Here is a 19,320-nt window from a genome sequence, read left to right as displayed (position 1 = left end):
TGCATTTATTTACTGAGAAAGTAGATAAAATCGCTTAGAATAAAGGCCCCTACTTTGGGGCCTTTTTATCTAGACAGTTTTGGAGTAACCCTGTTATGTCCGTACTTGGTCGTATCCACTCATTTGAATCCTGCGGTACTGTTGATGGTCCCGGAATACGTTTCATTGTTTTCTTTCAGGGATGCCTAATGAGATGCCTCTATTGTCACAACCGTGACACATGGGATACTCATGGTGGGCAAATCGTCACAGTTGATGAACTAATGAAAGAGGCGGTTACCTATCGTCATTTTATGAATGCTTCTGGTGGCGGCGTTACTGCTTCTGGCGGTGAAGCGATTTTGCAAGCAGAGTTTGTGCGCGATTGGTTCCGCGCATGTCAAAAAGAAAATATCCATACTTGCTTAGATACTAACGGCTTTGTTCGTCGTTATGATCCTGTGATTGATGAATTAATCGATGCCACTGACCTGGTTATGCTCGATTTAAAACAAATTAATGATGAAATTCATCAAAAATTAGTGGGTGTATCAAACCAACGCACACTTGAATTCGCGCGTTATTTAGCCAAACGAGGCCAAAAAACATGGATTCGTTATGTAGTTGTACCCGGCTGGTCTGATGATGATGATTCAACTCATCGTTTAGGCGAATTTATTAAAGATATGAAGAACATCGAAAAAGTAGAGCTTCTTCCTTACCACGAACTCGGCAAACATAAATGGGTCGCGTTAGGCGAAGAATATAAACTTGATGGTATTCATCCACCGTCAAAAGAGACGATGGAAAATGTAAAATCCATCCTTGAGTCTTATGGCCATAAAGTCATATATTAAGTTTTTCACTTAAGATTTATTTAAGAAGCAGCGTTTTTAAGCGCTGTTTTTTTGTCTGTAAAGATAAAATAAGGTTAATATTAGAGAGACTTGTTCTATTATCTTCTCCCTTTTATTTTCATCCGTTTTAAACGTTTTACCCGATGAATCATATATTCTTTATTAAATAAATTGTAGTCATCCTACTTATTTTATTTATTATCAAAATAAACCAAATGACACCTAACTGGTAAAAATAACTTTATAAGAATTTCCTTAACCTATATTAAGTTTAATATTGTTGATCAATAACAAAACAAAAAGATACTATAGAAGACTTATATTTATAAACAAAATTATTGGGATTAAGGTACAGGAAATGGAACAAGACAATAATTCATCGCAAACAGAGCCACAAGAGGTCTTTACGCCACTCCCTCAGGCTCGAGGTGCCTCCGGCGGAGTACGCTGGTTAGGGCTGGGATGGGATTTAATAAAAGAACGTTTTTGGATGTGGATAGGTGTTATTATTATCTACTTTATTGTGAGCCTTATAATATCAACCATTGCTGGATTTATTCCACTTATTGGTCCAATCATCTCACCTTTTATTACGACGGTATTAGCCGCAGGTGTCGTGGCGATTGCTCATCAGCAGTATGAAACTCAACGAATGGATGTTGATAACCTGTTCACTGGTTTTTATAACAAACGTTACCTTAGCTTGATGGGTGCATATGGTATCAGTTTTCTAATTTTACTTGTGGGCATTATTCTCGCATTTATCGTCAGTAGTGCTGCCATGATGGATATTTTTTATGCTATCAATAGCGATTATCCCGAAGAGATCATTGCTGAAATGATGGTGGATAACTCATCTGGGTTTACATTATTTTTTGTTATTATCGCTATTTTTGGTGCATTGAGTACCGCAGCCTATTGGTTTGTTCCTGCACTTGTATTAGTTAATGGCTATACTGCTTTCTCGGCGGTTAAAGCGAGCCTTGCCGCAGTAAAAATAAACTTAGTAGGTGGTTTTTTCTTCTTTATTTTACTGTTCTTTATTATGGCAATTAGTATTATTCCATTTGGTTTGGGCCTATTAATTACTATTCCACTTTCTTACACTGCAATGTATGCTTCTTATCGTGATATTTTTTATCACCATAATGCAGGAAATAATGGTGGAAATGGTACAATTTCTCTCAATAAAACGGCTGAATCCAATATTGGTAAATTAGTCAGCTAATAGAAAAGTTATCTCGCTTAAATAAAAAAACAGTAGACCTCACAGCCTACTGTTTTTTATTATCCAAAATAAATCTTATTAATGTAATTAACCTGCAAATGGATTTTTATTATCATACGATTTATTATAAAGTGCATCAGACATCAAATAGTTATAAATTTCATCAACAATTTCAATACCTTCTTTTTCACTTCTTTGCTCTTCTATTTGGCTATTCTCACCAGGATAAAGAACGTTCTTTACATGAGGAGCTGGCTTAATGGCATTTAACTCCCCCATAACCTGTGAGATATGTTCTCTAAATAATGTTGCATCAGTAAAAAATGCAGGATTAATGACAATATGTAATTGACCTAATTCTCGCCCTTGCGTTAAATCGTGGTACATCGAGCTAACATGTTTGCCAAAAGGAAGCCCAAGCAAAATACCTGACAACACATCAACCATCATCATCAAGCCATAACCTTTAGGGCCAGCAATAGGTAATAAGCCTTTTACCGCAAAGGGATCCGTCGTAGGCTTACCACTTTCATCTACCGCCCAAGTATCAGGAATTTCTGCATGACGAGAGCGTGCATCTAGGACTTTTCCCCACGCTTGTACTGTTGTCGCCATATCAAATGTAATATGTTTATCACCGATACCCGGTGCTGAAAATGCGATAGGATTAGTACCATAATAGACTTCTGAGCCACCAAAAGGCACAACCATAGGATCTGATTGGCACAGTGAAATACCTATCATGCCTGCTTGTGATGCTTGTTCAACAAAATAAGAGAGTGCACCACTGTGGCCTATTCGTCTTACACCAACAACGGCAACACCTTTCTCTTGTGCCATGTTGATAGCACGTTTCATTGCATCTTTCGCAGCAACATGCCCAGCACCATTATCACCATCAAATACGGCGCTACAGGGCCCAGTTTCAGTATAAGTAAAGTTAGGTGCCGTATTAGTACCACCTTTACTTATACGCTCAGCATAATACTCAACTCGCACAGCGCCATGAGAGTGAATACCTTTAGCATCAGCATGGGCTAAGACATCAGCCACCGTATCTGCATGCGCTTCATTTAGCCCTGCATGATGTAATTTATTTTTTATTAATTGATGTAACTGTTGTTTAGAAACTATCATAGAATATGCTCTTTTGTAGGGTTCTAATTTAATAGAAACGTCATAAAATAATTGAGATAAATTCGAGTGATAGCTCTAATTTAACAGTATAAATAGGATCTGCCGTGATCGGTTTAACCAATGACAGATTGCGTTATATTTTTGTTAAATAGTCATTTCTTTATTAAAAACCTTTTGATAATCTTCTTAAGAATAAGCAAAAAAGCGGCATAATTTCTTACACCACTTTTTTATACATTATTTTTAAAATAGATCGATTATGGAACAGGAACAGCTTCACCTTTAAAGTTATCCAAAATAAACTTTTTGGTTTCAGGTGCTTTTAACTGTGCCATTAATTTAGCAATGCGTGGATCATTTTTATCTTCCTCTCTTATGACAATCACATTGGCAAACTTACTGTTAGCAGCAGGCTCTGTATAAATCACTTCTTTGGTTAAATCGAGCCCTGCATTAATGGCAAAGTGTCCATCTATAGAAGCAACATCCGCTTCACCATTTTTATAAATTTGGGGTAACAATGGCCCATCATAAGTAAATAGAAATTTAATATTACGTGGATTTTCTACAATATCATCTATCGTAGAATCATCAGGATCGATTCCATCACGTAACTTAATTATTCCCTCATCTTGAAATAGTTTTAATATATGCCCATGTTGTGCCAGATTATTACTGCTTATCATTTTCGCACCATTAGGCAAATCTTGTAAGCTTTTATATTTCTGTGAAAAAAAACGATATGGGTGCATATGTACTGCGCCTGCTGATACTAATTTCCAATCAGGGTGATCAGCAAGTGTTTTATTTAAATAAGGGACATGTTGAAAGAAGTTGGCATCTAATTCTTTTTCTGCTAATGCCTGATTAGGAATAATATAATCATTAAAAATTCGAATATCTAACTCTAATCCTTCTTTTGCTAATTGGGGTTTAATAAATTCCAGAATTTCCGCGTGAGGTGTACTTGATGCACCGATAATTAATTTATTTTCTGATTTTTCATCTGATGGTTTACAAGCAGAGAGTGCGAGGCTAATAAGTAGCAGTGATCCCAGCTTTTTAAATACTGTTAATTTCATTGTTATAACCTTATTTTTAAATTTGATTTTTAATTGAAATATTTTTTAATTAGCGTTTATCTATATTTCTTACAACACTATCTCCCAATAACTGAATACATAACACAATAAATAAAATCACTAATGTTGCAATCCAAACTACATCAAGATGGCTGCGCTGAAACCCTTCTAAATAAGCCAAATTACCTAATCCACCCGCACCTATTGCGCCAGCAACAGCTGTTCCACCCACTAATGAAATCAATGTTACCGTTAAACCAGAAACAAGAGCTGGCGAAGATTCAGGTAATAACACCTTAAATATTAGTGTTGGTAAATTAGCGCCCATTGAGAGACTTGCTTCTATTACACCTTTATCAACTTCACGTAATGCTAATTCAACCAACCTAGCATAAAAAGCAGCAGCGGAAATCACTAATGCAGGTAGTGCTGCATTAACACCTAATATGGTTCCCACAATTAATTTAGTAAAAGGAAACAATAAGATAATTAAAATAATAAAAGGCACCGCTCTAAAAATATTTACAATAAATGAAAGTGTTCTATATATAGAAACCTGCTCTTTATATCCCTCTTTTGCCGTTAGAAATAATGCGACACCAATTAAGATCCCTAATAAGCAAGATAATAAACCAGAAACAAGTGTCATATATAATGTATTTAATGTTTCTTCACCTAATACATTGAGTTTTAAATGAGGTAAATAACTATTAATCCAACTTTGTATTTCATCCATATCACACGACCGCTATATCAAATTTATTATTCTCAAGATATTGGATAATTTCATCCGATTTATTATTTAACTGTAAATAAATAAACCCACTCTCTTGCGAAAAACTACCTTTTATTAAATTAATAGGTTCATTAAAATTAGAAATTAAATCATAAAGTAAACAGTCATATTTTTTACCCTCTTGCAGTAACAGTTTTATTACTGTGCTTTGCTGTTTTATATTATCAATATCATCACTGTTATCTGTTACATGTATTGATTGTGATAAAAACTGTTGTGTCACTTTATGTTTTGGCTGGTTAAAGATTTTTACTACTTCACCTTGTTCAATTATTTTTCCTTGCTCGATAACCGCTACTTTATTACATATTGCTTTTACAACTTGCATTTCATGTGTGATCAACACAATCGTAATATTCATTTTTTTATTAATGTCAGCCAACAATGCTAAAATTGTTTGTGTTGTTTTTGGATCTAATGCAGATGTTGCTTCATCACATAATAAAACATCAGGGTTGTTTGCCAGTGCTCTAGCAATACCCACACGTTGTTTTTGTCCACCACTTAATGTTGATGGATATTCATCGGCTTTATCAGCAAGCCCAACCAAGGCCATTAGTTCACTCGCTCTCTGAAAGCGTTGTTTTTTATCTACACCCGAAATTTCGAGTGGAAATTCAATATTCTCTCTCACTGTACGTGACCACAATAAATTAAAGTGCTGAAAAATCATGCCAATAGAATGACGAATTTTACGGATCTCACGTTCACTGCTAGCAGTGATATTGTATTTTCCTACAATCACTTCCCCTTTTGTAACTGGCTCTAAGCGATTTAATAGTCGGATCAAACTACTTTTACCTGCACCGCTATACCCAATAATGCCAAAGATATCCCCTTGTTCAATATTGAGATTAATATCATCAACAGCAACAGTTTGTTTTTTCCCTCGCTGGTAAATTTTGCTGACATTTTTTAGTGTTATCATTTTAATCAACTCACTTATTAAATGGATACATAGACGTCTAAACATCTAGATTTCCAAAGTAGTGTTAATGAGCAGTATTGTCAAGCAGGGAATAAGAAAGGGATAAAACAAAAAATGCATACCTTAGAATTAAATTATTTCCAATCGCTTTTTTATTTTATTTTTGTACGGTAATAACGCTAAAAAATACTATTCATTACTATAAAAATAGTAATTGTCAGTGATAAATATTTTATTGAGGCAATAAAAAACCCTCAGTCTAGGCTGAGGGTTTTATGGCTAATATTCAATTAATTAAAGAATAATTAACCGATATATTCTAAGCCGTTCATGTAAGGACGTAACACTTCTGGAATTTCAATACGGCCATCAGCCATTTGATAGTTTTCCATAATTGCTACTAAGGTACGACCGACCGCTAAGCCAGAACCGTTTAATGTATGAACCAGTTGAGTTTTCTTATCGCCTTTAGAGCGGAAACGTGCTTGCATACGACGTGCTTGGAAATCCCACATATTTGAGCATGAAGAGATTTCACGGTAAGTATTTTGAGCTGGAACCCAAACTTCTAAGTCGTAAGTTTTACGTGAACCAAAACCGATATCACCCGTACAAAGAATGACTTTACGGTAAGGCAAGTTCAACAATTGCAGTACTTTTTCAGCATGACCTGTTAGTTCTTCTAATGCTTCCATTGATTTTTCTGGATGAGCGATTTGAACTAGCTCAACTTTATCAAATTGGTGCATACGGATAAGACCACGGGTATCACGACCATAAGAACCTGCTTCTGAACGGAAGCAAGGTGTATGAGCCGTCATTTTTAGTGGCAGGTCATCTTCTTCAAGAATTTCGTCTCTGACCATATTGGTCACAGGCACTTCTGCTGTTGGAATAAGTGCGTATTGGCTTTCTGCTTCTTCTTCTAACGGTTTAGTGTGGAATAAATCTTCACTAAATTTAGGTAACTGACCTGTACCGTACAGTGTTGCATGGTTAACCAAATAAGGAACATACATTTCTTGGTAGCCATGCTCTTCTGTGTGCAGATTCAGCATAAATTGTGTAATAGCACGATGTAAACGTGCAATTTGACCTTTCATTACGACAAAGCGTGAACCGGTAATTTTTACCGCAGAAGCGAAGTCTAAGCCATCAGTCAATTCGCCTAAAGTCACATGATCTTTTAATTCAAAATCATAAGTCTTTGGTGTGCCCCAACGAGAAACTTCTACGTTTTCGCTATCGTCTTTGCCATTTGGAACAGCATCATCTGGCATATTCGGGATAGTTAAAACGTAATCACGAATTTCCGCTTGAAGCACTTCAAGTTCTGCTTTCGCAGCTTCAAGTTTTTCACCTAACAGGTTAACTTCCTGACGAAGTGGCTCAATATCTTCACCACGCGCTTTTGCCGCACCGATGGACTTCGATCGAGAATTACGTTCTGCTTGCAGGGATTCAGTTTCAACCTGTAACACCTTACGGCGTTCTTCTTGTTGACGAATTTTTTCCACATCGAGGGTGAACCCCCTGCGAGCCAGTTTTTCGGCGACCGCGTCTAGCTCATTACGCAGTAGATTTGGATCGAGCATGCTTATCCTGTGCTTATTGATAGATTAATAAAAACCTTTTCTCCTATCTTTATCAAAAAGATATCTGAGACAAGGCATAGTTAAGAAATTAATGATAATTTAATAACCTTACCGCATCTTTACATTTTGCGATAGCGTTTTGTAACACTATTTTGATCTTGTTGAGAAAGCCAGTCTAATTTCTCTCCAACCTTGATCTCTAACCCTCTTTTTACTGGGTAATAGTACTGTGTATTGGCCATTTCTTTAGGAAAATAGACCTCTCCAGCAGCATAAGCATTAGGTTCATCATGGGCATAACGATATTCAGCACCAAGCCCCATTTCTTTCATTAATTTTGTAGGCGCATTACGCAAATGCTCAGGTACATCGTAATCAGGTTTATTTTTAGCATCTGCAATTGCCGCTTTAAAAGCGGTGTAAACGGCATTACTTTTTGGTGCACACGCTAAATACACTATCGCTTGTGCAATCGCACGTTCGCCTTCAGCAGGACCAACGCGTGTAAAGCAATCCCATGCAGCAATGGCAACTTGCATTGCGCGAGGATCAGCATTGCCCACATCTTCTGACGCAATAGCCAATAAACGACGAGCGACATAAAGCGGATCGCCTCCTGCTGTAATGATCCTTGCATACCAATAAAGGGCCGCATCAGGCGCTGATCCTCTTACTGATTTGTGTAGTGCAGAGATAAGATCATAAAAGCGGTCACCTTTATTATCGAAACGCGCGCTACGTTCACCACTGATTTCTGTCAGTAATGCTGGTGTTAATGTGCGGTTTCCTTGGCTATCCACTTCGGCAATATCTGCCATCATTTCAAGCAAATTTAGCGAGCGACGCGCGTCACCATTTACAAGTTGTGCAATCATTTTACGTGTATCATTAGGTAAAACGATATTGCGTCCGCCTAATCCTCGTTCTTTATCATCTAAGGCTTGTTGTAGAACGTGCTCAATGTCCGTTTCAGTTAATGAACGTAATAGATAAACTCTGGCCCTAGAGAGCAATGCAGAATTTAACTCAAAAGAAGGGTTTTCTGTTGTTGCGCCAATAAAAGTAATAGTGCCATCTTCGATATGAGGCAAGAAAGCATCTTGCTGGCTCTTATTAAAACGATGCACTTCATCAACAAACAGAATTGTTCTACGCCCTGCATTGCGGTTTTGACGCGCAATTTCAATAGATTCTCTGATTTCTTTAATACCCGAGGTTACCGCAGATAATCGTTCTATATCGGCTTGTGCATAACGACCAATAATCTCAGCAAGCGTTGTTTTGCCTGTACCAGGAGGTCCCCATAAAATCATGGAATGCAATTGACCCACCTTAATCGCACGAGGCAGTGGTTTACCTTCGGCAAGTAAATGCGTTTGTCCGATATAGTGTTCCAACGTTTCAGGGCGCATTCTTGCGGCTAAAGGCTGGAACTCATTGCGTGAAAAATCGAGTGAAAAATTACTCAAAATATCCTCACTGACGTTGGTCATCCATAGTCACACCCGCAGGTGGCGTAAAGCGAAAAGCAGAGGCATCAATAGGTGCAACAGTTTGAGCAGTCAGTTGATAATTACTTATTTGACCATCTTGTTCTGTGGCTGCAAATTGTTGAATTTGCCCATTAGGTAATACCGTAATTGTAAAGTGCTTTAAGTTATTTTCTACTTTTGGTGTTAACTCAAAACGATCACCCGCTTGTTTTACTTCATAGTTTTGCCACTCTTTACTGTCATTACGCGCGATCAACATAAAAGGGGTATTGCTTGTGGCACTTTCAAGCCAAGTTGCTGTCACTTGCTCTACAAAGGGATTGTAAAACCACAATGTTTTACCATCAGAAATCAGAGTACTCTCGTCAGGTGCAGTCATTTGCCAATTAAACAAATCAGGACGCTGTACTTTTAAATTCCCTTCCCCTTTTTGGATAAGCGAGCCTTCATTGCTTGTGACTGTTTGGCTAAAATTAGCTTGAAAGCTATTCACTTTATTTAATCGTTGTTGTAAATCTTGACGTGCATCAGCCCAAGCGGCTTGGCTACTTATTAATGTCATCACACACACTGCAAATAATACTTTTTTCATTCTACAAGCCTCGGCATGAGATAACGCCGACATAATGTCGGCGTATAATTTATTAATGATGTTGTGCAGGTTACCACGCTATCTGATTAGCTGATAACTGTGTTTTCAAGATATTACATATCAGAAGGCGGTGGCGAAAGTACATCACGCGTATTGTTGTGGTTTGGCGTGCTGACAATACCTTGCATTTCCATTTGCTCTACAATTCTCGCCGCGCGGTTATAACCAATTCTAAATTGGCGTTGTACACCTGAAATGGAAACACGCTGTTTTTCAACTACAAATTCAACAGCTTGGTCAAATAATGGGTCTAGCTCTTCACCGTCATCGTAACCACCACCATTGCCAGCTTCGCCTTCTTCACCACATTTAGTAATAGCCTCAATATATTGAGGACGACCCCGTGCTTTCCAATCTGTTGCGACAGCATGCACTTCATCATCACTCACAAACGCACCATGGACACGTTCAGGTACAAAGCCGTTTGGTGCATAAAGCATATCTCCCATGCCTAATAAAGACTCTGCACCGGCTTGGTCTAAAATAGTTCGAGAGTCAATTTTACTGGATACCGTAAAGGCAATACGACTAGGAATATTGGCTTTAATTAACCCCGTAATAATATCAACAGATGGCCGTTGGGTTGCAAGCACAAGATGAATACCCGCAGCACGTGCTTTTTGTGCTAAACGTGCAATTAATTCTTCAACTTTTTTACCTGCTGTCATCATTAAATCAGCAAATTCATCGACAACAACCACAATGTAAGGCTCTTTCCCTAGGGTTGGCATTTCAGTTGCCATGCTGTCGGTTGGTTTCCAGGATGGATCAGGAATTGGCCGTCCCATTGCTTCTGCTTCTTTAATTTTTTCGTTATAACCCGCTAGATTACGTACACCTAGAGCTGACATTAATTTATAACGACGCTCCATTTCTGCCACACTCCACCGCAACGCACTTGCCGCATCTTTCATATCCGTAACAACTTCGGTCAGAAGATGTGGAATACCTTCATAAACAGAAAGTTCAAGCATTTTGGGGTCAATCATAATAAAGCGGACATCTTCAGGTTTCGCCTTATAGAGAATGCTAATGATCATCGCATTCACACCGACTGATTTACCTGAGCCAGTTGTCCCTGCCACCAATAAGTGAGGCATTTTAGCCAAATTTGCCACAACAGGCTGACCGCCAATATCTTTACCTAAAACAACAGTAAGAGGGGAACGACTCTCACGGAATACATCACTGTCTAGCAATTCACGCATATATACGGTTTGACGTTTTTTATTAGGTAATTCCAGCCCTACATACGGTTTTCCTGGGATCACTTCGACAATACGTACGGCTATAGCTGACAATGAACGTGCTAAGTCACGAGATAAATTTGAAATTCGAGCCGCTTTTACACCCGGTGCAAGTTCAAGCTCAAAACGTGTGATAACCGGCCCCGGTGAAATACCCACCACCGTAGCTTTAACACGATAATCATTAAGACGCGCTTCGATTAATTTACCAATACGCTCAAGCTCAAACATATCAACAGGTTCATCTTCTACTGGCGGCGTGGTTAGCAAATCCAGAGACGGCATTGGCGTTGTTGGTTTTTGCAACGGCCTATCATTACGCATCAAGAATGGGTGAATTAATGATTCTTGTTGCTGTTGCTGTTGCTGTTGCTGTTGCTGTTGCTGTTGCTGTTGCTGTTGCTGTTGCTGTTGCTGTTGCTGTTGCTGTGCAAAATGCTGAACCATATTAGTCTGTGGTTCAATACGTGATTGCGACGCAGATTGAGGAGCAGCATGTGGTGTAACAGGTTCTGAAACAATCGGTGTAAACACTGGCTCTATCGGATCTTCATCCAATAAATCATCAATAGGTGAGAACGCTTCTAATGCAGTGAGTTCTCTTTCTAACTCAATTTTCGGGCGGTACTCTTCCTCTTCTTCATCACGAGGCGAAATTTGTAAAAATGCATTACTGGTTGGGTACTCAACTTTCTTCTCAAGAGTTTGTGTCGGTTGTGCTGATTGTGGCGCAAATGAGTGTTGAATGTGGGGTTGATACCCTGTTGTTGCTTGTAGTGAAGATGTCTGTGTGGATAGTTGAGGCAATACTTCATCTTCGTCATCATCTAACGCAACATCATCACCGTAACGATCCTGCAATTGTTGTTTAAATTGTGCAGCCAATAGTTGGTCATATTGCTCATCTTCATCAACCTCAGCATTACTATCTTCTACTGAAGAGAATGTATTTGTTGTCACCGTGGGTTCACCACGATAATCATCTTGTTGATAGTCAAATGCAGAAACGGGTGATTGAATATTCTGCTCATGAGCAGGAGGATAGTGTGTATCAGCGTCATCTCCTTCAGCACCGTAACGTTCACGCTGTTGCTCAATAAATTGCTGACGTAATTCTTGTTCAAAATTAGCCTGATCTTGAATATCCGCTAACTCGTCTTCAGGTTCAAAGTGAACAGCACCTTCGCGACGACGCAGTTCTGCTTCACGTTGTGAAGGAATATGAATGCCATAGAGCTCACGACGAGTAGGTAACCGTACTGGATTTGGTCGCGGCAGTTCAGGCCCTAAACCTTGTTTAACTTGTGCAGCGTGATTCACTAGGGGACTTGTTGCTACTCCCGCAGACACCACAGCCGCTTGTGTTAAGGTATCATCACTCTCTGGTGCTAATGAAAATGTAGGTTCAGCTTGCCCAACGGGCATAAAACTATCCACAGATTGCGCGATAGGATTATTTTCAACTAACGGCATTACAGAAGATGTGTTCTCTTCTGGTATTGAATAAACAGAATGTTGAGGAGTACTGATTTCTGGTTGAATGTCTTTTTTTAGGAAGGCTTCCGGAATATCAAAACGATAATGTTCAGGTGCTTCTTCTGTTATCTCAGACGTTTGTTCTACAACAGGTTCAGCTATAACAGGTGCAACTTGCGTTAATGATTGAGTATGCTCGTCTGTATCATTTGTTGCACTGAAAGAAGGTAAATCATCTTCTTGTTCCGTTTTTGGTTGTGATGAATCGATATCTTGCTGACGAGCAAGTTCAAGCGCTGAAGGCGCAGAAAATAAGATGTCATCACTCTCTTCGGTTGTCAGTTCTAATGATTGATTTTCTGTTTGATTTGAATGTTCAGTAATATCATCGGCTAAATCTTGAGTGCTATCATCGTCTTCGTATTCAGTATCGTGTTGGCCTCGATTAGTTATAAAACCCACGGAACCAAGGATAACTGCACCAATTTTTTCTGTGATAGTTAACCACGACCAGCCTGTAAATAATGTAAAGCCAACCGCCCAAACAGACAACAGAGCAAGCGTTGCACCCAATATATTAAACCACGGTAATAAGGCTTTACTAAATAAGCTACCAATCACCCCTCCTGAGCTGAAATTATAGATATCATCAAAATTAAGATCAGCTAATGCACAAGAGGTAAAGATCAGAGCCAAGGCACCAATCGTGCGAAGTGCAAGGGAAAAGAAGTCGGTGTATTCACGGTTTTGTTGGTAGCGTAGAGAATTCCAGCAGCCAAAAACCACGACAACAGGAATGGCATAGGCAAGTAAGCCAAATGCAGAAAATAGAATATCAGCTAGCCATGCTCCGATGCTGCCACCTAAATTTTGAATAGGTTCATTCCATGTGGTTTGTGACCAGCTAGGATCAGAGGGATGAAAGCTAAGTAAAGAAACCATCAAAAAGACAGCGCCAATCCCGATCAATATGAGAATAGCTTCCCAAATACGGCGACGGTTACTTATCTTTGTTAAACGAATATTTTTATCTTCTGTATATTCCTGGCTCAAAGAGGGCTCTCCAGGTTTAACTTAGGGTTAAATTAAAACGGAACAACGCTGAGATATCTCAGCGTTGAAACTGTATGCATAAACAGGAGTGTACCTAATTTTTTCCTGTTTTGCACCAACCTATTAAGTTGGCTTAGCGAGTTTTGATTACAAGGCGGTTGCTTTGCTTAACTTCTTCCATAACCACGTAAGTACGTGTGTCGTTAACACCAGGAAGACGTAACAAGGTTTCACCTAACAATTTACGGTAAGCGGACATATCAGGTACACGAGTTTTCAACAGATAGTCAAAATCACCAGAAACTAAATGACATTCTTGGATTTCTTCTAATTTTTGAACAGCCATATTAAATTGTTCAAAAACATCTGGTGCGCCACGGTTTAGTGTGATTTCCACAAATACCAGTAATGATGCATCTAAGTAATGTGGGTTTAATAGCGCGGTATAACCGGAAATAAATCCTTGGCGCTCTAAACGACGTACACGCTCTAAACACGGTGTTGGTGATAAACCGACACGTTTAGATAGCTCAACGTTTGAAATACGACCATCTTTTTGAAGCTCATTTAGAATATTCCGGTCTATTCTATCAAGATCTTTACCCGGACGTTTTTTATTATCAATCATCTCTATACTCTCTTTCTCTTTTTCTCTTACTTTATTTTCCTATACCCATACCTGTACACCTTCAGCATCAACGTCGAAACTTCGGTATCAAACGGTCAGAGCAAACTACCAATCTATTTTCTTTTAATGCCAGATAAAACATCTATTTTATCTAAATACTCATTAGCAAATATCGCAAAGTAACTATCCCATACCCTGTCTGTCTAAAAAATAGTGCGTGTAACATCCGAGGATAATTATCTTTAACAATCATGTTTTCGCAAATGTACAGCGGATTGTCAAAGCAAATGAGTAAAAATCAGAACAAGGCGCTATGTTATTATCTATATACGCAAGATAGTCATCAATTGTAAAGCAAAATGTTTCAGGTTAATTCGATGATGTTAGCCCAATATAACTCTATAATTATTAAACTATATTGGTATCAACTATTGCTAAAATAGCTAAAATATTATGTCTATTTCTCGTCATTAGCTTTTTTTAACGTCTTATTTCTCCTACAATCCCTCAATTCGCATCACGCCTAATCAGAGATGAGGTACACATGAGCACCATCAAACATAGCAAACTTATTATTTTAGGTTCAGGCCCTGCGGGTTATACTGCCGCCGTTTATGCGGCAAGAGCCAACTTAGAGCCTGTACTGATTACCGGTGTTGAAAAAGGCGGTCAGCTCACAACAACAACAGAAGTCGAAAACTGGCCCGGCGACCCAGAAGGGTTAACAGGCCCAAACTTAATGGATCGTATGTTTCAGCACGCAGAAAAATTTAATACAGAGATTATCTCTGACCATATTAATAAAGTCGATCTGAAAAACCGCCCTTTTCGCCTATTTGGTGATGAACAAGAATACACGTGTGATGCATTAATCATCGCAACAGGCGCGTCTGCACGTTATATCGGTTTGCCTTCAGAAGAATCCTTTAAAGGTCGTGGTGTCTCTGCTTGTGCTACTTGTGACGGTTTTTTCTATCGTAACCAAAAAGTCGCTGTTGTCGGTGGTGGTAATACTGCCGTAGAAGAAGCGCTGTATTTAGCAAACATTGCATCAGAAGTTCACCTAATCCACCGCCGTGATTCTTTCCGTTCTGAAAAAATCTTAATTAATCGCTTAATGGACAAAGTGAACAGTGGCAATATTATTTTGCATACTGATCGTACCTTAGATGAAGTTATCGGCGACGATATGGGTGTGACTAAAGTTCGCTTAAAAGAGACTAAAAGCGATAAAACTGAAGAATTAGATGTCATGGGTGTTTTTATTGCGATTGGTCATAGCCCAAATACCGCTATTTTTGACGGACAATTAGAATTAGACAACGGTTACATCAAAGTTCAATCTGGTACACAAGGTAACGCGACTCAAACCTCTATTGAAGGTGTTTTTGCTGCTGGTGACGTAATGGATCACATTTATCGTCAAGCAATTACCTCTGCAGGTACTGGTTGTATGGCAGCTTTAGATGCAGAACGTTACTTAGACGCACAAAAATCCAATTAAAATCATCACTTCCTTTCAAGGCGCTATTTCAGTAGCGCCTTTTACCATGTAACATACAAGACTGGTTGCCAAAGCGTATAACTACTTACCTTGGCCTTTCTGATACTTTGTATCCCACCTGCAGATTTGAATCTTTTCTTATGGATAAAACTAAACAAAATGAATTGGTTCGATGGCTGAAACAGCAAAGTGCTCCAGCCCGTCGATGGCTACGGCTATCAATGATTCTAGGTGTTGTAAGCGGTTTATTAATCATTGCTCAAGCATGGTTATTAGCTGTTTTACTTCAAGCATTTATCATGGACAGTCTTAACCGTGATACGCATATACCTACCTTTCTCACTCTTATTGGTATTTTTATCTTACGCGCTGTAGTCATAGCAATTCGAGAACGTGTTGGCTATCGCTGTGGCATGGCTGTCAGGCAACAAATCCGTAAAATGGTTCTTGATAGACTTGAAGAATTAGGCCCTGTTTGGGTTAAAGGAAAACCCGCGGGAAGTTGGGCAACCATTATTCTTGAGCAAATCGAAGATATGCAAGATTATTATGCTCGTTATCTTCCTCAAATGTACCTTTCTGCTATTGTTCCTATTCTTATTCTTATTACAATATTTCCTGTTAACTGGGTCGCAGGCTTAATTTTATTCTTTACCGCCCCACTTATTCCACTGTTTATGGCGTTAGTGGGATTAGGCGCAGCCGATGCAAACCGCAGAAACTTTCTCGCATTAGGCCGTTTAAGTGGTAACTTCCTCGATAGATTAAGAGGGTTAGAAACTTTACGGTTATTCAACCGCGGTCATGCTGAAGTCAAACAAATTACAGAAGCAACAGAAGATTTCCGTAAACGTACAATGGAAGTGCTAAGAATGGCATTCCTTTCATCGGGTGTATTGGAATTCTTTACCGCTGTTTCTATTGCTGTTGTTGCCGTTTACTTCGGTTTTTCTTATTTAGGTGAACTTAACTTTGGTAGTTATGGCTTAGGTGTGACACTCTTTTCAGGCTTTTTAGCCCTTATTTTAGCGCCTGAGTTTTTCCAACCTTTACGTGATTTAGGGACTTATTATCACGCAAAAGCGCAAGCAGTTGGTGCGGCTGAATCTCTGGTTGAGTTTTTAGATGCTGAAGGTGAAAAGCCACAATTAGCCGGCAATGAGCGTATCCAGTCAAACGAAAGCATTGAGATAACGGCCACAGAGCTAGAAATTTTATCTCATCAAGGTATCAAACTTGCAGGCCCATTAAATTTCACCATTAACCCTAATCAACGCATTGCGATTGTGGGTCAAAGTGGTGCAGGTAAAAGCTCGTTATTAAATGCACTTTTAGGCTTTTTACCTTACCGTGGTTCGCTAAAAATTAACGGTATTGAATTAACACAGCTTTCTCCTGAGTCATGGCGACAATGTTTAAGTTGGGTGGGTCAAAACCCGAATTTACCGGAGCAAACCTTACTTGATAATGTGCGTTTAAGTGCCCCAAATGCCACTACAGAGCAAATCAATCTTGCCATCGAAAAAGCCTACGTCAGCGATTTTATTAACGATCTCCCTGAGGGTTTAAATACTGTGATTGGCGACAGTGCTGCACGTCTTTCGGTTGGTCAAGCTCAGCGCATTGCTGTTGCGCGTGCTTTATTATCACCTTGCCAGTTTTTGTTATTAGATGAACCCGCAGCAAGCCTTGATTCTCACAGTGAACAACGTGTTATGCATGCACTTAATAATGCATCATTGCATCAAACAACCTTGCTTATAACCCATTTATTGGAAGAAACACTGGATTATGATCAGATTTGGGTGATGGAAAAAGGTCAAATTATTGAAACAGGCACTTATGCATCATTAAGCCAACAGCAAGGTGCTTTTGCTCGTCTTCTTGCTCATCGTAAAGAGGAACTTTAATCATGAGAGTATTGCTTCCTTTTCTTGCGCTCTATCGCCGCCACTGGTTTATGCTCTTGCTGGGTATTATTCTGGCTATTCTCACGTTGCTTGCCAGCATTGGTCTTTTAACATTATCAGGTTGGTTTTTAGCAGGCACATCTCTCGCCGGTTTTGCCGGCATTTATAGTTTTAACTATATGCTTCCTGCTGCAGGTGTTCGTGGTGCGGCAATATTTCGTACTGCGGGTCGTTATTTTGAAAGACTGGTCAGTCATGATGCAACATTTCGCGTCTTATCACACTTACGTGTATTTACCTTTAAAAAGATCTTACCACTATCCCCTGGGGGCATTGCTCGCTTTCGTCAAGGGGAGTTACTTAACCGTTTAGTGGCTGATGTTGAAACCCTCGATCACCTCTATATTCGTGTTATTTCACCTATTATTTCCGCCTTTGTCGTCATTATGATGATTATGTTTGGGCTTGGATTAATTGATGCACGTTTAGCCAATACGTTGGGTGGCATTATGCTCACCTTACTGATTGTTTTACCTTTTGTATTCTATTATGCAGGTAAACCTATTGGTCGTGATCTAACTAATTTACGCGGTCAATATCGCACAGTATTAACCAGCATGTTGCAAGGACAAGCAGAACTGACTGTTTTTGGTGCGTTACCCCGCTTTAGACAAACCTTAGCGCAAGTTGAAGCTAAATGGTTACGCAGACAAGCACAACAAGCAAACTTAACTGGCTTATCGCAATCATTGATGATCCTTGCGTCAGGATTAACCGCGACATTAATTTTATGGCTAGCCGCTGGAGGAATTGAGCATAGTTTTATGCCTGAAGCCTTAATTGCATTATTTACTTTCTGTGCATTAGCCGCTTTTGAGTCTTTAGCTCCTGTCACTGTTGCTTTCCAACATTTAGGCCAAGTGATGACATCAGCGACGCGTATTTCTCATTTAATTGAGCAAAAGCCAGATGTTACATTCCCTGAAAAAGGGGGAGAAGTGAAAAATAGTGCTTCGCTTACCCTGCATAATATTTGCTTTACTTACCCTTCCCAACCTATGCAAGTTATTAATCATGTCAACTTAAGCATCGAGTCTGGACAACACATTGCATTATTAGGTAAAACGGGTTGCGGTAAATCAACATTATTACAGTTGGTAAACCGTGCTTTTAACCCGACTCTCGGTACTATCACCTTAAATAATTCACCACTTGCTGATTATGATGAAGCCACATTGCGTTCAATGATGTCTGTGGTTCCTCAACGTGTTCACGTTTTTAGCCATACATTAAGAGAAAATTTAATTATGGCAAAAGAAGATGCAACGGATGACGAACTAAACCACGTTCTTCAGCGAGTTGGGCTTGAACAATTACTGGAGAATGAGGAAGGCTTAAATGCATGGATGGGCGATGGTGGCAGACAGCTCTCAGGTGGCGAACAGCGACGTTTAGGACTAGCAAGAGCTCTACTCCATAATGCGCCACTTGTATTGCTTGATGAGCCGACAGAAGGCCTTGATGCCGATACTGAGCAACAGATCCTTGCACTCTTACATCAGCATTGTCAGAACAAAACCGTATTAATGATCACTCACCGACTTCACGGTTTAGATAAAATGGATAAAATTTGCGTTATGGATAACGGAAAAATTGTTGAAACGGGTACACATGCTTCGTTATTACAACAACAAGGGCATTATGCTAAATTTCACCAAAGGCAGGCTCTATTAACACCGTCTCACGAGGCATAAC

Annotated in this window: 14 protein-coding genes; 5 read left to right on the top strand and 9 right to left on the bottom strand. The window is 39.3% G+C overall.

Annotated elements, in window-relative coordinates:
* Nucleotides 1-95 precede the first annotated feature (95 nt).
* Together pflA and INT04_RS00300 are read left to right on the top strand one after the other, a co-directional pair.
* Nucleotides 96-836 (top strand): pyruvate formate lyase 1-activating protein, encoded by a 741-nt coding sequence (gene pflA / locus INT04_RS00305; protein ID WP_193014188.1) that lies wholly within the window; start codon nt 96-98, stop codon nt 834-836.
* A 358-nt stretch (nt 837-1,194) separates the two neighbouring features.
* Nucleotides 1,195-2,064, top strand: coding sequence for a BPSS1780 family membrane protein (locus INT04_RS00300; protein ID WP_193014187.1), 870 nt, complete (start codon nt 1,195-1,197; stop codon nt 2,062-2,064).
* An 87-nt stretch (nt 2,065-2,151) separates the two neighbouring features.
* Here INT04_RS00300 and allD read toward each other — a convergent pair whose 3' ends face one another.
* The 9 genes from allD to lrp all read right to left on the bottom strand — a co-directional run bounded on the left by allD (nt 2,152) and on the right by lrp (nt 14,151).
* Nucleotides 2,152-3,201: an ureidoglycolate dehydrogenase gene (gene allD, locus INT04_RS00295; RefSeq protein WP_193014186.1), complete on the bottom strand. Its 1,050-nt coding sequence runs from the start codon at nt 3,199-3,201 to the stop codon at nt 2,152-2,154.
* A 257-nt stretch (nt 3,202-3,458) separates the two neighbouring features.
* Nucleotides 3,459-4,283, bottom strand: coding sequence for a MetQ/NlpA family ABC transporter substrate-binding protein (locus INT04_RS00290; protein WP_088493302.1), 825 nt, complete (start codon nt 4,281-4,283; stop codon nt 3,459-3,461).
* Between the two features lie 49 nt (nt 4,284-4,332).
* A complete protein-coding gene (locus INT04_RS00285; RefSeq protein ID WP_193014185.1) occupies nt 4,333-5,019 on the bottom strand; it encodes a methionine ABC transporter permease in 687 nt (228 codons plus the stop codon).
* 1 nt (nt 5,020) lies between these two features.
* Entirely contained in the window at nt 5,021-6,007 is a 987-nt protein-coding gene (locus INT04_RS00280) for a methionine ABC transporter ATP-binding protein (RefSeq protein ID WP_193014184.1), read from the bottom strand.
* Between the two features lie 305 nt (nt 6,008-6,312).
* Entirely contained in the window at nt 6,313-7,602 is a 1,290-nt protein-coding gene (serS, locus tag INT04_RS00275) for a serine--tRNA ligase (protein WP_193014183.1), read from the bottom strand.
* Between the two features lie 119 nt (nt 7,603-7,721).
* Nucleotides 7,722-9,071 (bottom strand): replication-associated recombination protein A, encoded by a 1,350-nt coding sequence (locus tag INT04_RS00270; protein WP_193014580.1) that lies wholly within the window; start codon nt 9,069-9,071, stop codon nt 7,722-7,724.
* 7 nt (nt 9,072-9,078) lie between these two features.
* A complete protein-coding gene (gene lolA, locus INT04_RS00265; protein ID WP_193014182.1) occupies nt 9,079-9,687 on the bottom strand; it encodes an outer membrane lipoprotein chaperone LolA in 609 nt (202 codons plus the stop codon).
* A 113-nt stretch (nt 9,688-9,800) separates the two neighbouring features.
* Nucleotides 9,801-13,412: a DNA translocase FtsK 4TM domain-containing protein gene (locus INT04_RS00260; protein WP_413465690.1), complete on the bottom strand. Its 3,612-nt coding sequence runs from the start codon at nt 13,410-13,412 to the stop codon at nt 9,801-9,803.
* Between the two features lie 244 nt (nt 13,413-13,656).
* Nucleotides 13,657-14,151, bottom strand: a complete 495-nt coding sequence (gene lrp, locus INT04_RS00255) for a leucine-responsive transcriptional regulator Lrp (protein WP_004244566.1) — start codon at nt 14,149-14,151, stop codon at nt 13,657-13,659.
* A gap of 544 nt (nt 14,152-14,695) precedes the next feature.
* Between lrp and trxB the strand changes: the two genes are divergently transcribed.
* The 3 genes from trxB to cydC all read left to right on the top strand — a co-directional run bounded on the left by trxB (nt 14,696) and on the right by cydC (nt 19,319).
* A complete protein-coding gene (gene trxB / locus INT04_RS00250) occupies nt 14,696-15,655 on the top strand; it encodes a thioredoxin-disulfide reductase (protein WP_193014180.1) in 960 nt (319 codons plus the stop codon).
* A 140-nt stretch (nt 15,656-15,795) separates the two neighbouring features.
* A complete protein-coding gene (gene cydD / locus INT04_RS00245) occupies nt 15,796-17,565 on the top strand; it encodes a heme ABC transporter permease/ATP-binding protein CydD (protein ID WP_193014179.1) in 1,770 nt (589 codons plus the stop codon).
* 2 nt (nt 17,566-17,567) lie between these two features.
* Nucleotides 17,568-19,319, top strand: coding sequence for a heme ABC transporter ATP-binding protein/permease CydC (gene cydC / locus INT04_RS00240; RefSeq protein ID WP_193014178.1), 1,752 nt, complete (start codon nt 17,568-17,570; stop codon nt 19,317-19,319).
* The last annotated feature ends 1 nt before the right edge of the window (nt 19,320 follow it).

It is taken from the genome of Proteus sp. FME41 (assembly GCF_014897315.1).
Taxonomy (GTDB): Bacteria; Pseudomonadota; Gammaproteobacteria; order Enterobacterales; family Enterobacteriaceae; genus Proteus.
This window is presented reverse-complemented; position numbering and strand designations above follow the sequence as displayed.

Bases quoted from the DNA above. Each gene is read 5' to 3' on its own strand.
- cydD (WP_193014179.1), top strand. From the start codon at position 15,796: ATGGATAAAACTAAACAAAATGAATTGGTTCGATGGCTGAAACAGCAA.
- lrp (WP_004244566.1), bottom strand. From the start codon at position 14,151: ATGATTGATAATAAAAAACGTCCGGGTAAAGATCTTGATAGAATAGAC.
- serS (WP_193014183.1), bottom strand. From the start codon at position 7,602: ATGCTCGATCCAAATCTACTGCGTAATGAGCTAGACGCGGTCGCCGAA.
- allD (WP_193014186.1), bottom strand. From the start codon at position 3,201: ATGATAGTTTCTAAACAACAGTTACATCAATTAATAAAAAATAAATTA.
- INT04_RS00290 (WP_088493302.1), bottom strand. From the start codon at position 4,283: ATGAAATTAACAGTATTTAAAAAGCTGGGATCACTGCTACTTATTAGC.
- pflA (WP_193014188.1), top strand. From the start codon at position 96: ATGTCCGTACTTGGTCGTATCCACTCATTTGAATCCTGCGGTACTGTT.
- lolA (WP_193014182.1), bottom strand. From the start codon at position 9,687: ATGAAAAAAGTATTATTTGCAGTGTGTGTGATGACATTAATAAGTAGC.
- cydC (WP_193014178.1), top strand. From the start codon at position 17,568: ATGAGAGTATTGCTTCCTTTTCTTGCGCTCTATCGCCGCCACTGGTTT.
- trxB (WP_193014180.1), top strand. From the start codon at position 14,696: ATGAGCACCATCAAACATAGCAAACTTATTATTTTAGGTTCAGGCCCT.
- INT04_RS00285 (WP_193014185.1), bottom strand. From the start codon at position 5,019: ATGGATGAAATACAAAGTTGGATTAATAGTTATTTACCTCATTTAAAA.
- INT04_RS00280 (WP_193014184.1), bottom strand. From the start codon at position 6,007: ATGATAACACTAAAAAATGTCAGCAAAATTTACCAGCGAGGGAAAAAA.
- INT04_RS00300 (WP_193014187.1), top strand. From the start codon at position 1,195: ATGGAACAAGACAATAATTCATCGCAAACAGAGCCACAAGAGGTCTTT.
- INT04_RS00260 (WP_413465690.1), bottom strand. From the start codon at position 13,412: ATGGTTTCTTTACTTAGCTTTCATCCCTCTGATCCTAGCTGGTCACAA.